At 63.7% G+C, this 13966-nt stretch carries 10 protein-coding genes; 5 read left to right on the plus strand and 5 right to left on the minus strand.

Features of this window, described 5'->3' with window-relative positions:
• Positions 1 to 23 precede the first annotated feature (23 nt).
• From VG320_RS26685 to VG320_RS26695, 3 genes are all read right to left on the minus strand, one after another.
• Positions 24 to 1520 carry a DASS family sodium-coupled anion symporter gene (locus VG320_RS26685; RefSeq protein WP_327203074.1) on the minus strand — a complete coding sequence of 499 codons (1497 nt, stop codon included), beginning with the start codon at positions 1518 to 1520 and terminating at the stop codon, positions 24 to 26.
• Positions 1521 to 1741: 221 nt separating this feature from the next.
• Positions 1742 to 2077, minus strand: a complete 336-nt coding sequence (locus VG320_RS26690; RefSeq protein ID WP_327203075.1) for a DUF4148 domain-containing protein — start codon at positions 2075 to 2077, stop codon at positions 1742 to 1744.
• 216 nt (positions 2078 to 2293) lie between these two features.
• Positions 2294 to 2971 (minus strand): DJ-1/PfpI family protein, encoded by a 678-nt coding sequence (locus VG320_RS26695; RefSeq protein WP_327203076.1) that lies wholly within the window; start codon positions 2969 to 2971, stop codon positions 2294 to 2296.
• A gap of 197 nt (positions 2972 to 3168) precedes the next feature.
• Between VG320_RS26695 and VG320_RS26700 the strand changes: the two genes are divergently transcribed.
• The 3 genes from VG320_RS26700 to VG320_RS26710 all read left to right on the plus strand — a co-directional run bounded on the left by VG320_RS26700 (position 3169) and on the right by VG320_RS26710 (position 6568).
• Positions 3169 to 4677, plus strand: a complete 1509-nt coding sequence (locus VG320_RS26700) for a PLP-dependent aminotransferase family protein (RefSeq protein WP_327203077.1) — start codon at positions 3169 to 3171, stop codon at positions 4675 to 4677.
• A gap of 279 nt (positions 4678 to 4956) precedes the next feature.
• A complete protein-coding gene (locus VG320_RS26705; protein ID WP_327203078.1) occupies positions 4957 to 5421 on the plus strand; it encodes an HU family DNA-binding protein in 465 nt (154 codons plus the stop codon).
• A 247-nt stretch (positions 5422 to 5668) separates the two neighbouring features.
• Complete coding sequence (locus VG320_RS26710) at positions 5669 to 6568, plus strand: LysR substrate-binding domain-containing protein (protein WP_327203080.1); 900 nt, start codon at positions 5669 to 5671, stop codon at positions 6566 to 6568.
• Positions 6569 to 6714: 146 nt separating this feature from the next.
• Here VG320_RS26710 and VG320_RS26715 read toward each other — a convergent pair whose 3' ends face one another.
• On the minus strand, positions 6715 to 7905 hold the full coding sequence (locus tag VG320_RS26715) for a porin (RefSeq protein ID WP_327203081.1): 1191 nt from the start codon (positions 7903 to 7905) through the stop codon (positions 6715 to 6717).
• Between the two features lie 334 nt (positions 7906 to 8239).
• The gene (locus tag VG320_RS26720; protein ID WP_327203084.1) at positions 8240 to 9658 is read right to left on the minus strand and encodes a YihY/virulence factor BrkB family protein; all 1419 of its coding nucleotides are present in this window, start codon (positions 9656 to 9658) and stop codon (positions 8240 to 8242) included.
• A gap of 195 nt (positions 9659 to 9853) precedes the next feature.
• Here VG320_RS26720 and fdnG point away from each other — a divergent pair, with 195 nt between their 5' ends.
• Both fdnG and fdxH read left to right on the plus strand, forming a co-directional pair.
• Entirely contained in the window at positions 9854 to 12925 is a 3072-nt protein-coding gene (gene fdnG / locus VG320_RS26725) for a formate dehydrogenase-N subunit alpha (protein WP_327203082.1), read from the plus strand.
• 9 nt (positions 12926 to 12934) lie between these two features.
• The gene (fdxH, locus tag VG320_RS26730) at positions 12935 to 13897 is read left to right on the plus strand and encodes a formate dehydrogenase subunit beta (protein ID WP_327203083.1); all 963 of its coding nucleotides are present in this window, start codon (positions 12935 to 12937) and stop codon (positions 13895 to 13897) included.
• The last annotated feature ends 69 nt before the right edge of the window (positions 13898 to 13966 follow it).

Raw genomic sequence — 13966 nt, forward strand, 5'->3', positions numbered from 1 at the left:
AGCGAAACCGTGCCCCTCGTCCCTCACACCCACCCCAGCCAGCGCCACCACGTCGCCGCAAACAGCAGCAACAACACATAGCCGATCACGCTGAGCACCAGCCCGACGCGGGCGAACTGCTTCGCAGTGAACGTATCGGTGGCGAGGCACACCATATTCTGCGGCGCGTTGATCGGCAGGATAAAACCGAAGCTCATCGTAAAACCGAGCAGCATGGCGATCCCCAGCCGGTTGAAGTCGCCCGACATCGACTGCAGCACCGCGATCAGGATCGGCAGCATGGCCGAAGTCAGCGCCGTGGCGCTCGCGAACCCAAGGTGAATCACCACCAGAAACGCGGCCAGAATCGCAAACGCCATGAACGGCCCGGCTGTATCCAGGCCGGTGTGATGCGCGACCAGATCGCCTAGCCACTGGCCGGCCTTCGTGGTCAGCAGCGCGGTGCCCAGGCTGATGCCCACGCCGAACACGATCACCGTGCCCCACGGAATGCGGCTTTGCACCGTCTTCCAGTCCATCACGCCAAAGCGCGGCAGAAGCAGCAGCACGAGGCCCACGTACGTGACCGAGGTGGTGTCGAAGGGATGCAGCTTGCCCTCGGTGGCCCAGAAGCACAGCAGGCCGATGGAGACGCCCAGCAGGCGTTTTTGCGGCCCCGTCATGGGACCGAGTTCGCGCAGCGACCGCTCGACGGCTTCCTTGCCGCCCGCGATGGCGTCGGTTTCGGGCGGCAGCATTTTCAGCACCAGCACGAACAGCACCGCCGACATCACCAGCGCCCACGGCGCGCCCGCGATCAGCCAGTCGAGCCAGGTCACGCGCGCGCCCAGCATTTTGTCCATGAAGCCCACGGTCAGCAGATTCTGCGCGGCGGCGGTCTGGATGCCGACGTTCCAGATGCTGGTCGCCTCGGCCACCACGATCATGATGCCGGCCGCGATATTCGAGCGCTTGTCCACGCCGAACGCCGAGATCACGCCGACCATGATCGGCACCACGCAGGCGCTGCGGGCGGTGGCGCTCGGCACCACGAGCGAGAGCACGATGGTCACGGCGATCGCGCCGATCAGGATGCGCCGCGTGGTGGTGCCGATCAGCGAGAGCGTGACGAGCGCGATGCGCTTGTCCAGACCGGTGACGGTCATCGCCGCCGAGATGAAGAGCGCGCCCGCCACCAGCGCCAGCGCGGAATTGGAGAAGCCCGCAAGCGCCATGCTGATGGCGCGGGACGTGCCGTAAAGCTGCGAGGGATCGTCGATGGTGGGCGCGGTGCCCACGAGAAATGCCATCAGCGACGTGATGATGATGGCGCTCGCTTCGTAGGAGACGGCTTCGGTGAGCCAAACGACTACGGCGAAGGCGAGAATTGCCAGCATGCGCTGGCCGGCCACGGGCAGGCTGGCGGGCAGCGGCAGCAGCAACACGACGACCAGAGCGATCGCACCTGCGATCAGGCCGATCGGCAGGCCGGTTTTCTTTTGCGCCTGCGCGGCGCTTGCCTCCGGTTTGGTTGCGTTCATGCGTTGCGCTCCATGGGGATCGGCACGTCGCGCATCGTCCCATAACGGCTTGGGGAGTGCGTTGCAGGTGCTCTGTAATGGGGCAATGCAGGGGGGCAATGCAGAGGACGAAGCAGGGGCGATGCGGGGCGATACGGTGGGGCGGGAGGCACTGCGCAGGAACGTGACAGGACCGGCGATGCCGGTCCTCATACTGCTTTACCAATGAAACAACGGCGAACTTACTGGCTTGCGCCCTGGGCTGCGGCCTTCTTCTGCGCGTCCTGGAGGTTCTGCGGGTAGTTCGGGTCGTTGTTCGCGGGCTTGTAGCCGGCGTCTTCAAGCTTCTTCAGTTCGGCGTTGTTCTTGGCGCGAGCGGCCTTGCGTTCGGCCTTGCGTTGCGCGCGGGCCTGTTTCTTAGCGGCGGCCTTTTGTTCCTTGGCGGTCGGCGCCGATGCCATGGCCGGAGCCATGGCGGCGGGCGCGCTGGCGTCCTGGGCGAACACGGGAGCGGCGGTGCCGAGCAGGAATGCGGCGGTGGCCGCGGCGAGAGTCAGCTTGCTGGTGATGGAACGCATTGATACCCCTCTTGGTTGTGTGTGTGCTGCTGGATTCAGGGTTTGTGATGCAGACAAGGCGAGAAGTCGTACAAAATCAGCGCGAACCGCAATGCTGGTCGGTGAATTGCCGAATGCCGCGCCTGGGGCTCAATGTATACGATCCTTGCAAAAGACGGTAGCAAGTGCCGACCCTAACCGGGGCCTGTGGTTAGCGTTTATGGTTAGCGCTTATGGTTAGCGTTTTTGCGCCACGCGCTCGACAATGAGCGAGCGTTGCGCGAGCGTCGCCGCATTCAACTGGCGCACGCGCTCCACCACGGCGGGCGGCGCGCTTTGCGGACTGCCTGCATCGAAAGGCGGCGCGGGCGCGTATTCGAGTTCGAGCTGGAGCGCCTGCGCAGCCTCGACGCCGATCAGTTCCGCCGCGAGCGTGAGCGCGAAATCGATGCCCGCCGTGATGCCGCCGCCGGTGATCAGCGCGCCGTCGCGCACCACGCGCTCCCGCACTGCAATCGCGCCGAGCGGTTCGAGCAGCGAGTGAAAGGCCCAGTGCGTGGTGGCGCGGCGCGCGCGCAGCAGGCCCGCTGCGCCCAGCACGAGCGAACCGGTGCAGACCGACGTCACATAGCGCGCGTGTTGCGCCTGACGTCGCACGAACGCGAGCGTGGCCTCGTCTTCCATCAGCGCCGCCACACCGCTGCCGCCAGGCACACAGATCACGTCGAGCGGCGGGCAATCGTCGAAGACGGTATCGGGCGTGAGCAGCATGCCGGTCGCCGAGATGAGCGGCTCGCGCGTCTTCCAGACCAGCCGCACGGTGGTATCCGGCATCGCGGAAAAGACGTCGTGGGGGCCGCAAAGGTCGAGTGGCTGAACCTGGGGGAAAAGCAGAAAGCCGATCTGGAGCGTCATGACAGGTGCCTCGAAGTGAGGTGGGAGGGACGCAGGCCGCGTGGCCCGCTGACCGTCACTCTACGCAGACGCATGCACGCAGGAGCGCCAGAATAGGCGCAAAAGCTGCCAGCGCTTTGTACGTTCGCACGTTTGTGCCAGCATTCTGCCAGGCATCACGATCAGCCAGTCATCACGACACAACCCGTCATCTCCACATGGATCTTCATGTCACCGTGTCCGGCCAGCGCGACCTCGCTGGACAGATCTACCGGCAACTGCGCGAGCGCATCGTCGAAGGACGGCTGGCGGGCGGCACGCGGCTGCCGTCCACGCGCGACCTCGCGCAACAGCTTGGTGTGTCGCGCAAGACTACGCTCGACGTGTTCGAACGGCTGCTTGCCGAAGGCTATCTGATCGCGCGGCGCGGCTCGGGTACCTTCGTTGCCGACACGCTGGAGCGGCTGCCCGCGCGTGCGCCGGGACATCCGAATGCGCAGATCCGCGCGGTCGAGGCAAGCCGCCGCGACCTGCCAGGCGAGCGCGAACCGCACGAGCTGCATGAACGACGCGACGTCAACGCGCGGCCATGGTGGCAGACACAGCCCGAAGCGCTGGCGATGCCGCGTCCCGATCCGCGCCTTGCCTGCGATTTCGCGGGCGGCGTGACCGACAAATCGCGCTTTCCCTTCGACGTGTGGCGCCGCTGCATCACCGACGCGCTGCGCGTCCAGGCACGCGGTCAGGGCGCGTATCGCGATCCGGCGGGCGAAGAGAAGCTGCGTCTGGCGATATCGCGTTACCTTGCCTTCAACCGCGCCGTAGCGAGCAACTGGGACGACGTGATTGTCACGCAGGGCGCGCAGCAGGCGCTCGCGCTGCTCGCGCGCGCGCTGTTGCGGCCAGGCGACACGATTGCCATCGAAGATCCCGGCTATCCGCCTGCGCGCGAAGCGTTTGCTTCATCGGGCGCGAAGGTCGTGCCGGTGCCCGTCGACGCCGATGGTCTGATCGTCGACAAGTTGCCGAAGTCCGCGCGCGTGGTCTATGTCACGCCTTCGCATCAGTTTCCGCTAGGCATGCCGATGAGTCTCGCGCGGCGCGTGGCGCTGCTCGAATGGGCGCAAAAGCACGGCGCGCTCGTGATCGAAGACGACTACGACTGCGAGTTCCGCTTCGAAGGCCGTTCGCTCGAACCGCTCAAGAGCCTCGATAACGCCGGTCTGGTGGCCTACGTCGGCACGTTTTCGAAGACGATTTTCCCGGAGTTGCGCGTGGGCTACATGGTGCCGCCCGCCGCGCTCAAGGGCGCGCTCATGCGCGCGCGGCAGACGGCGGACTGCCACGGTTGCGTGCTGACGCAGACGGCGCTGGCCGATTTCATGCTCAACGGTCACTTCGCGCGCCACCTGCGACGCGTGCATCAGACCTACGGTGCGCGTCGCGAGACACTGCTCGCGCATCTGCGCGGACCGCTTGCTGCATGGCTTGAACCGGTGACGCCGAACACGGCGGGCCTGCATCTGGCTGCGCGTCTCGTCGAGGGCGCGCAGGAACCCGCACTGCTGGCGGCGGCGCGCGCGGCGTCAGTCGGCCTGCATGCGCTCGCGCCGTTTTATCAGCGAGCACCCCTGCAACAAGGCTTTCTGTTCGGCTACGGCGCGGTCGAAGTCGGGCAGATCGACGCCGCGTTGAGCGCGCTTGCCGCGCATCTCGCGGCGGCGTGAGGCGCGCTCGAACGCGAAAAACGCCATACGTGTGGCGTTTTCGCAGCATCGCAGACGCGTCGCGCTGGCGCGGCCGACATGTTCACGGGTGATGCGAGGGCACGTTTACCCCTGAAAACAGGCGTCGAAATGCGTTCGGCTCCGGTTTCGAACAAAAAATTTGCATCGACGATGCAAAAGAATGACGCAAAACGCTTGCACGCTTGTAGAATCCGCCGATGAAGCATTTGCATCCCGCTGTGCTTCGTCGATTCACTGACCAACACTGGTAGGAGAAACATGCCGACTTCCGCAAAGAAAGTGGCTGCCAAAAAGGCTGCTGCCCCGGCCAAGAAGGTTGCCGCAAAGAAAGCAGCGCCCGCCAAGACGGCTGCCGCCAAGACCCCCGCAGCTAAGAAGGTCGCCGTGAAGGCGTCCGGCGCTCTGTCGCCGATCAAGGACACCTTCACGAAGGCCTCGCTGGCTGCTCACGTCGCTGAGCGCGCTGGTGTCGAGCCGAAGGCAACCAAGGCAGTGCTCGCCGCACTGGAAGACACGATCCTGGGTTCGGTCCACAAGAAGGGCGCTGGCGAATTCACGCTGTCGGGCCTTCTGAAGATCGTCGTTCAGGCTGTGCCGGCGAAGAAGAAGCGCTTCGGCAAGGACCCGTTCACGGGTGCTGAGCGCTGGTTCCCGGCCAAGCCGGCTAGCGTTCGCGTCAAGGCACGCGCGCTGAAGAAGCTGAAGGACGCAGCAGCAGGCTAAACGCCTCGCGCCGCGGCCTTACGGTTGCGGCTTGCGTCAGTACCAGGAAATCCCCGTTGGCTTTGCGCCCACGGGGATTTTTATTTGCCCGCGAAAAAGCATCGCCAGGCGTGCCCGGTAAGGTCCATGTTCAAATGTTATGGATGGGATTCCTGTAATATCAGGCGATAAATAACGAATATTGTCAGCATAAATTTCCAGTGAAATTACGCTGACAATATTATTAAGGAGTCCATGCCTGAATATTATGACTAGCCCCGAGCTTAGTATTCGTCAGGTCGAAGCATTTCGCGCCTTGATGCAGATGCGCACGGTTACGCGCGCCGCGCATACGCTTGGTGTGTCGCAACCGGCGGTCAGCCGTTTGCTGGCCGACTTCGAGTCGCGTGTGGGCTTCGCGCTGTTCGAGCGCAGGCAAGGCCGTCTATGGCCAACGGCGCAGGCGCATGCGCTGCATGCGGAAGTCGAGCGTGCCTTCAGCGGCTTCGATCGCGTCGTGCAGGCCGCCGCGCAGATCCGCGAACAACGGCGTGGCGCGATCTGCGTCGCGGCGACGCCCGAGCTTGCCGCCGATTTTTTGCCGCGCGTGGCTGCGGCATTTGCGCATGAGCACGACGGCGTGGACGTGACGCTGCTCACCCTCGAACCGGCTCTCGCGCTCGAGCGTGTCGCCGCGCAGCGCTGCGATCTGGCCATCGTCAACGAGGCCGCGCCGCCGCCTGGCACGCGGCTCGAACGTCTGGGTCAGTGGCCCATGCGCGCCATCGTGCCGCGCGGTCATCGGCTTGCACGCAAGCGTGTGCTGGGCGTCGCGGATTGCGAGGGCGAGGCGTTCGTCTCGTTCGCCTCGGGCACACCTGCGCGTGGGCGTATCGACCGTTTGTTTGCCGAATACGCGGTGACGCGCGCAACCGGCGTCGAGGCGGATCTCGCGCAGGCGGTTGTTACGCTCGTGGAAGCGGGCATGGGGATCGCGCTCGTCGATCCCGTGACCGCTGCGGCGCTGGGAACGCGCGTCGCGGTGAAGCGTTTCGAGCCGCCGCTCGAGGTGCCCGTGAACGTCGCGCGCAGCGCACCGCAGGAAGCGGCGCCGCTGGCCGATGCTTTCGTTCAGCATGCGGCGGCGGCGCTCGCGCGGCTCAGGTGAGCCAAGGCGGCAGGATCGATAGAACGCGGAGGCAAATAAAAAACCAGCCTTGGGCTCTCGCCGAAGGCTGGTTTGGGTGCAGCGTGTGATTTCTAGCTGCGAGGTCTCGTCGCGTGGCCGGGCTTGCGCCCGGCTCATGCCGTCGATCAGAACTTGTGGCGGATGCCCAGGCTGACGAGCTCTTGCGAGTTCGAAGCCGAGTTGATGCCGTACGAACCGATCGATGCGGTGGCCGCAACGCCCGGTGCGCCCGGCTGCGTGCCGCTGGCGTGCTGGTAAGCCGCCACAGCGTACAGGTCGGTGCGCTTCGACAGGTTGTAGTCCGCGCCCAGCGAAACCTGGTGGTACGTGGCCGACGTGTCGCCTGCGCCGTGCGTGTAGACGTAGCCCAGACCCAGCAGCAGTGCCGGGTTCAGCTGATAACCCAGGAAGCCGCCGCCGATGTTGAAGCGCTCGGTCGAATTGAACGCCGAGTAGCCGTCCGGCTTGAACTGCACGTTGCTGTAACGGATGCCGAACGTGAACGGACCGGCGACGTACTGCGTGGCGATCGACGCGATGCCAACCGACTTCGCCGAAGCGAGGGCGCTGGTGACCGTGCTGCCGTCATAGAAAATGTTGTCCGACGTTGCGCCCGAAGCCCAGCCGCCGTTCGATGCCGCCAGGCGGTCTGCCGGCGTCGACGAGTTGTCCATGCGGAAGTAGCCAGCAGCGGCGTTGAACGAGCCGATGCCGTACGTTGCAGCCGCACCCCAGCTTTGACCCGAACCGGTTGCGCCAGCGACGCCGCCCAGTGCGTACATGCCTTCGAACTGGAAGCCGTCGAACACCGGCGACACGTACTTGATCGCGTTGTTGGTACGCGAGCTGTTGTCGTTGTTGTCGACGTCGCCTGCGGTAGCGAATTCGCTGCCGAAGTAGTTGTCAGCCGTCAGCGGCTGAACCATGTCGACCAGCGGGTCGTACTGGCGACCCAGCGTGACGGTACCGAACTGGTCGCTCGCCAGACCGACGTATGCCTGACGACCGAAGATCGTGGTGCTTGCGTTAAATGCCGAGAACTTGCCGTTGTTGACGTTGAAGCCGCTTTCCAACTGGAAAATCGCCTTCAGGCCGCCGCCCAGATCTTCCGTGCCTTTCAAACCCCAGCGGTTGCCCGACAGGTTGCCGCCGGCCAGCTGATACAGGTTCTTGTTGGCGCCGTTGGTGTCCACGTTGTGTGCCCACTGGATCGATTCATCGATCACGCCGTACAGGGTGACGCTGCTCTGTGCATGTGCCACGCCGGTAACAGCCAGCAGGGCCAGCGAGAGGGTCGAGAGTGCGACTCGTTTCATCCAGAATTCTCCACGCAGATGTTTGATTTAGTTGTTGCTGTTGCGCAAAGGAGAATAACGCAGGGGTGCAAATGTGCAGAACTGAAAAAAAATCAGTGTCGCGAAAAGCTGACACACCGCTGTAAGGCCTTGAAATACGGGAGATTTGAGCATTCTTCCTGATAACGAAATATCAGATTGCTGGCTCTGCATTATTGTCGATTTCGCTACAAGTCGCGAAAGGTGCAACTTCGATTTTCAGGGGCTACGGGTAAACATGGCGCAACCAGGGGTGTGCCCTGGTTGCGCCTGGCAAACGCAGCGATGCTCTATATAGAAGGAGGGCGCGACGCGCTCAAGACTTGTTGCGCGTGCTGGCGTGACGGCGGCTGGTGGTGGCGGTCACGGCGATGGCGGCGCTGGCGACGATCAGGACCGAGCTCCAGGGGTGCCGCTTGATATAGCGGTCGGCGGCGGCCACGGTGCGACCCGCGTGCACGAGCGTGAGCGCGGCCGCGTAGGTAGCGCTGTCTTCGATCCGTACGACCGAGCGGCGGATCTGCAGGCCGCCGTTGCCGCGCCGCGCGAAGGCGCCGCCCGTCGCGCGCGCCTGGCCGATGGCGCGCAGGGGCGCGTCGGGGTCATCGGCGGCAAGATCGGCGCGGGCGGTGACCTTGCCGGCTTCGGCTGCGACGGCCGCGGCGTAGGGCGGCAGCGTGCCATTACCGAGACCGCCCAGACCGTTTTCCGCTTCAGCGTCAGTAACGATCGGGATCGCGTCGGCCTTGGGCGCGCCCGCTGCGGCTTCGCGCAGCGGCGCGATCGTCGATGCGGCCAGCACCGAGGCCAGCTTCGCGCGGCTACCGGGCGGCGGTTCGTCGAGAAAGCCCCACGCGCCGCGCGGATCGTGCAGGCGTCCGCGCGCGGCGGAGAATTCCGCGCCAAGCAACAGCACGGCCGCCGAGAAGTACAGCCACATCAGCAATACCGCAAGCGAGCCCGCCGCGCCGAATGCCGTCGCCATGCCCGCATGCGCGAGATAAAGCGCGAACAGCTTCTTGCCCACCGAGAACAGCACGGCGGCGACGATGCCGCCCACCATCGCGTCGCGCCATTGCACCAGCGCATCGGGCAGGAAGCGCAGCAGTGCTGCGAACGCGACGGCGAGCACCAGCAGCCCCGCGGCGAACTGCACGATGTTACCGATGAACAAATAGGTGGATGCACCCCAGAGCCACTGGCCGACAAAGGTAATGGCAGCGTCCAGCACGAGCGAAACGATCAGGAGAAACGCGACGCCCAGCACGAGGCCGAACGAGATCAGGCGTACCCGCACCAGCGCGATCACCGACGACGCGCGCGGACCTTCCGGCGGCCACACCAGATTGAGCGCGGAATTGAGCGAGGAGAACGTTGCGGACGCCCCGACCACCAGCAGCACCAGCGAGATCGCGGCGGCAAGCCCCCCGGCGCCGCCCGCGCGATGGGCGTTCTGCACGATCGTGGTGATGCCGGCGGCGGCGTCGTTGCCGAGCACGTTATGGACCTGCCGAAACAGCTCGCCGCGCGCGGCATCGGCGCCGAAGAACCAGCCGGCCACGGCGATCACCATGACCAGCGTGGGCGCGAGCGAAAACGCCGAATAAAAGGCGATGCTCGCGGCCAGGGACGGGCAGCGGTCGGCGATAAATTGCCTGCACGCGTCCACCACCCATGAAACTTCCTTGCGCGCGGCCGATTCGAGCCGCCGGGATGAAATCGTCGTCATGTTTATGCGTCCGGCGTTCAAGCGTATTTCGAGCGAGAGTGCAGCCGCTTTGCGACCTGCTTTGTGCTGCACCTTTCGTTTGACTATAGCAATCCCAATACCTGGTTGCGCGCCGCACGCCGGGGCGCAACTCCCGCGATCCGGTTCCCAAAACGTCTTATACTGAAACGACCCACAACCAGAAAGCCGAGGACGCACATCATGCTGCAGATGTCCCGGCGTCAGTTCCTCAAGGTCACGGCAACGTCGCTGGCGGGTTCCAGCCTTGCGTTGATGGGCTTCGCGCCCGACAACGCGCTTGCCGAAGTCCGACAATACAAACTGGCGCGCACCACTGAAACCCGCAATACCTGTCCGTACTGCTCGGTCGGTTGCGGGATCCTCATGTACGGTCTTGGCGACGGCGCGAAGAATGCCACCGCGAGCATCATTCACATCGAGGGCGATCCCGATCACCCCGTCAATCGCGGCACGCTCTGTCCCAAGGGCGCGAGCCTGATCGATTTCATTCATAGTCCGAACCGCCTGAAGTATCCGGAGTACCGGGCGGCGGGATCGAACGAGTGGAAACGCATTTCGTGGGACGAGGCGCTCGACCGCATCGCGAAGCTGCTCAAGGAAGACCGCGACGCGAATTTCGTCGATAAAACCGCCGATGGCAAGACGGTCAACCGCTGGCTGACTACCGGCATGCTGGCCGCCTCGGCGGGCAGCAATGAAGTCGGTTATCTCACGCATAAAGTGGCCCGCTCCATGGGCCTGCTCGCATTCGATAACCAGGCGCGTGTCTGACACGGCCCGACGGTGGCAGGTCTTGCCCCGACGTTTGGCCGTGGTGCGATGACGAACCATTGGGTCGACATTCGCAATGCGGACGTGATTCTGGTGATGGGCGGCAATGCGGCCGAGGCGCACCCGTGCGGCTTCAAGTGGGTCACGGAGGCGAAGGCGCACCGCAAGGCGCGACTCATCGTGGTGGATCCGCGCTTCACGCGCACGGCATCGGTGGCGGACTTCTACGCGCCGATTCGCACCGGCACGGATATCGCATTCCTGGGCGCGGTGATCAACTGGCTGCTCACGAACGACAAGATCCAGCACGAGTACGTGAAGAACTACACGGACTTCTCGTTCATCGTGCGCGACGACTATGCGTTCAACGACGGTATCTATTCGGGCTATAACGCCGAAAAACACGCGTATCCGGACAAATCGTCATGGAATTACGAGCTGGGCGACGATGGCTTCGTGAAGACCGACGACACGCTGCAGAACCCGCGTTGCGTGTATCAGTTGCTCAAGCAACATTATTCGCGCTACACGCCCGAGATGGTGGAGAAGGTGTGCGGCACGCCAAAGGATAAATTCCTCAAGGTGTGCGAAATGCTGGCGAGCACGGCAGTACCGGGCCGCGCGGGCACGATTCTCTATGCACTTGGCTGGACCCATCATTCGATTGGCGCGCAGATGATCCGCACCGGCGCGATGGTGCAATTGCTGCTGGGCAATATCGGCATTGCGGGCGGCGGCATGAACGCGCTGCGCGGCCATTCGAACATCCAGGGCTTGACGGACCTTGGCCTGATGTCGAATCTGTTGCCCGGTTACATGACGCTGCCGGTCGAAGCGGAGCAAGACTACGGCGAGTACATCAAGAAGCGCGCGCAACAACCGCTGCGGCCCAACCAGTTGAGTTACTGGCAGCATTACGGCGCGTTCTTCGTGAGCTTCATGAAGTCGTGGTGGGGCGATAACGCCACTCAGGAGAACAACTGGGGTTACGACTGGCTGCCCAAGCTCGACAAGCCCTACGATCTGCTGCAGACCATCGAGCTGATGAATCAAGGCAAGATGACGGGCTATATCTGCCAGGGCTTCAACGTGATCGCGTCCGCGCCGGACAAGGCGAAAACGCTCTCGGCGCTCAGCAAGCTCAAGTGGCTCGTGATCATGGATCCGCTGGCGACGGAAACATCGGAGTTCTGGAAGAAGTACGGCGACTATAACGATGTGGATACGGCGTCGATCCAGACTGAGGTGTTTCGCCTGCCGACCACCTGTTTTGCCGAAGAAAACGGCTCGCTGGTGAGTTCGAGCCGCGTGCTGCAGTGGCACTGGAAGGGCGCCGAGCCGCCTTTCGAGGCGAAGAGCGATCTGGAGATCATGTCGGGCTTGTTCCTGCGCATTCGCGCTGCCTATCAGAAGGATGGCGGCAAGGTGCCCGACCCGATCCTCAAGCTGAGCTGGCCGTACGCGAACCCGGAAAGCCCGACGCCGGAAGAGCTTGCCATGGAATACAACGGCAAGGCTCTCGCCGATCAAACCGACCCGAAGGACGCCACCAAGGTGCTCGTGAAGAAGGGCGAGCAGCTTGCGGGCTTCGCGCAACTCAAGGACGACGGCACCACCTCGAGCGGTTGCTGGATCTTCTGCGGCGCGTGGACCCAGGCAGGCAACCAGATGGGCCGCCGCGACAACTCGGACCCAACCGGCATTGGCCAGACGTTGAACTGGGCCTGGGCGTGGCCGGTGAACCGGCGCGTGCTCTACAACCGCGCCTCGTGCGATACCGCGGGCAAACCCTTCGATCCCACCCGCAAGCTGATTGGCTGGAACGGCGCCGCTTGGACCGGGGCCGACGTGCCCGACTACAAGGTCGACGAATCGCCGGATCTCGGCATGGGGCCGTTCATCATGAACCCGGAAGGCGTGGCGCGCTTCTTTGCCCGCGATGGCATGAACGAAGGTCCGTTCCCTGAGCACTACGAACCGTTTGAAAATCCGCTGGGCTATAACCCGTTCCATCCGAACAATGCGCAGGCCACGTCCAACCCGGCCGCGCGCGTGTTCCCTGACGACCGCAAGACCTTTGGCACCGCGCAGAATTTCCCGCACGTGGCGACCACCTACCGCCTCACGGAGCACTTCCACTTCTGGACCAAGCACGCACGTCTGAACTCGATCATCCAGCCGCAGCAGTTCGTTGAAATCGGCGAAGAGCTGGCGAACGAGGTTGGCGTGGTCGACGGCGGGCGTGTGAAGGTTTCGAGCAATCGCGGCTATCTGATCGCCGTGGCCGTCGTGACCAAGCGCATCAAGGCGCTCACGATCGAGGGCAAGAAAGTGCACACCGTAGGCGTGCCGCTGCATTGGGGCTTCACAGGTCTGACGAAACCCGGCTATCTGACGAATTCGCTCACGCCGCCCGTCGGCGACGGCAATTCGCAGACGCCCGAGTTCAAGTCGTTCCTCGTGAAAGTGGAAAAGGCATAAGGGGGGAACATGGCATTCCAGTCGCTAGACATCAAACGCCTGTCCGCCACCACCACGCCGCCGCCCGGCGTGCGCGAGCCGGTTACGGGCACGGTCGCGAAACTCATCGACGTCACCAAGTGCATCGGCTGCAAGGCGTGTCAGACCGCGTGCATGGAATGGAACGATCTGCGCGACGAGGTGGGCATCAACACGGGCGTGTACGACAATCCGCGCGATCTCACGGAACACTCGTGGACGGTGATGCGTTACACGGAATACGAGAACCCGGATGGCAACCTCGAATGGCTGATCCGCAAGGACGGCTGCATGCATTGCGAAGATCCCGGCTGCCTCAAGGCGTGTCCATCGCCGGGCGCAATCGTGCAGTACACGAACGGCATTGTGGATTTTCACGAGGAAAACTGCATTGGCTGCGGCTATTGCATTACGGGCTGTCCGTTCAATATTCCACGTCTGTCGAAAACGGAGCATCGCGTCTATAAATGCACGCTGTGTTCCGACCGCGTGGCCGTGGGACAGGAGCCGGCGTGCGTGAAGACCTGTCCGACGGGCGCGATCGTGTTCGGCACCAAGGAAGACATGAAGGTGCACGCGGCCGAGCGTATCGTCGATCTCAAGGAACGCGGTTTCGAGAACGCGGGGCTGTACGATCCGCCGGGCGTCGGCGGCACGCATGTGATGTATGTGCTGCATCACGCGGATACACCGTCGCTCTATCACGGGCTGCCCGACAATCCGCGCATCAGCCCGTTTGTGCGTCTGTGGAAGGGCGTGGCGAAACCGCTCGCGCTTGCGGGCATTGCGCTCGCGGCGCTGGCCGGCTTCTTCCATTACACGCGCATTGGTCCGAACGAAACGCATGCCGAGGACGAAGAAGCCGCGCTTGAAGAGGCACGGCGTATTCGAGGCGAACGAAGTGGTATTCGAGGCGGCGATCTTCCCGAGGAGCGCAACGATGAGCGACCATGAACCGCACCTGATCCAGCGCTATACGGCGAACGAGCGCAGCAACCATTGGATTACGGCCATTACCTTTGT

This window comes from Paraburkholderia sp., assembly GCF_035948235.1.
Classification (GTDB): domain Bacteria; phylum Pseudomonadota; class Gammaproteobacteria; order Burkholderiales; family Burkholderiaceae; genus Paraburkholderia.

Bases quoted from the DNA above. Each gene is read 5' to 3' on its own strand.
- VG320_RS26685 (WP_327203074.1), bottom strand. From the start codon at position 1,520: ATGAACGCAACCAAACCGGAGGCAAGCGCCGCGCAGGCGCAAAAGAAA.
- VG320_RS26690 (WP_327203075.1), bottom strand. From the start codon at position 2,077: ATGCGTTCCATCACCAGCAAGCTGACTCTCGCCGCGGCCACCGCCGCA.
- VG320_RS26695 (WP_327203076.1), bottom strand. From the start codon at position 2,971: ATGACGCTCCAGATCGGCTTTCTGCTTTTCCCCCAGGTTCAGCCACTC.
- VG320_RS26700 (WP_327203077.1), top strand. From the start codon at position 3,169: ATGGATCTTCATGTCACCGTGTCCGGCCAGCGCGACCTCGCTGGACAG.
- VG320_RS26705 (WP_327203078.1), top strand. From the start codon at position 4,957: ATGCCGACTTCCGCAAAGAAAGTGGCTGCCAAAAAGGCTGCTGCCCCG.
- VG320_RS26710 (WP_327203080.1), top strand. From the start codon at position 5,669: ATGACTAGCCCCGAGCTTAGTATTCGTCAGGTCGAAGCATTTCGCGCC.
- VG320_RS26715 (WP_327203081.1), bottom strand. From the start codon at position 7,905: ATGAAACGAGTCGCACTCTCGACCCTCTCGCTGGCCCTGCTGGCTGTT.
- fdxH (WP_327203083.1), top strand. From the start codon at position 12,935: ATGGCATTCCAGTCGCTAGACATCAAACGCCTGTCCGCCACCACCACG.